Raw genomic sequence first — 1,132 nt, forward strand, 5'->3', positions numbered from 1 at the left:
ATGCAATGTAGTGCATAAAGTGTATGCTGAATGTGTTTCAACGAGTCAAGGAAAAGAGACGTGACATGGCCAAATACACGGTAGCCGTGGCCGGCGCGACTGGATACGCGGGTGGTGAGGCGCTGCGCATACTCGCGGCACACCCGAATTTCGAAGTGACCTGCGTCGCCGGACATTCTTCGGTGGGGGACAAGCTTGGCAAGCATATGCCGCACATTCCGCAGTTGGCGGACCTCGTGGTCGAGGACACCACGCCGGAAGTGCTCAACGGCCATGACGTGATCATCCTGGCATTGCCTCATGGCGCTTCCGGAGCATTGGCCTCCCAGCTTGACCCGAATGCCGTGGTGGTGGATTTGGGCGCAGACCACCGTCTTGAGGAAAAGAGCGCGTGGGACGCGTTCTACGGCGGTGACTTCTACCAGCATTGGACCTACGGCATGCCGGAACTCATCACCGGCGTCGCGGCTGACGGCTCCTACAGCCGTCAGCGTGAAGCGCTTCCCGGCACCAAGCGCATTGCGGGACCGGGCTGCAACGTCACTGCGACCACGCTGGCTTTGCAACCGGGCATTGCGCAGGGTCTTGTCGAATCGAAAGACATCGTGGCTGATTTGGTGGTCGGTTATTCCGGCGCCGGCAAGAACCTCAAGCGCACCAATCTGCTTGCGGCTGAGGCGTTCGGCTCCGCACTGCCGTATTCGGTAGGCGGTACGCACCGCCACATTCCGGAGATCCTGCAGAACTTCGCGCACGCGGCCGGCAAGAGTGCTGCGGAGGCGGACGATTACACCCTCGCCTTCACGCCGATTCTCGCGCCGATGGCGCGCGGCATTCTCGCCACCGTTTCCGCCAAACTTACCGACAAAGCGCTTGGCATGACGGATGCCGAGATCCGCCAGGTCTGGCTGGATGCATACGAAGGCCAGGATTTCATGGTGGTGCTGCCTGAAGGCGTAATGCCGGCCACCGCCAACATCATCGGTTCTAACGCGGCCCACATTCAAGTGGTCGTCGACCATCATGCCGGCCGCCTGCTGGCATTCGCGGCCATCGACAACCTCAACCGAGGAACCGCCGGACAGGCCGTGCAATCGCTGAATGTGGCATTGGGGCTTCCTGAGGATGCAGG

1 protein-coding gene is annotated in these 1,132 nt (G+C 61.1%); it reads left to right on the forward strand.

Annotation, left to right across the window (positions count from 1 at the left end; all coding sequences use genetic code 11):
- Nucleotides 1–65: 65 nt before the first annotated feature.
- The coding region (gene argC, locus ACR0P8_RS09985) for an N-acetyl-gamma-glutamyl-phosphate reductase (RefSeq protein ID WP_432624889.1) at nt 66–1,132 on the forward strand (1,067 nt) is incomplete at its 3' end.

It is taken from the genome of Bifidobacterium sp., from assembly GCF_050874245.1.
GTDB lineage: Bacteria > Actinomycetota > Actinomycetes > Actinomycetales > Bifidobacteriaceae > Bifidobacterium.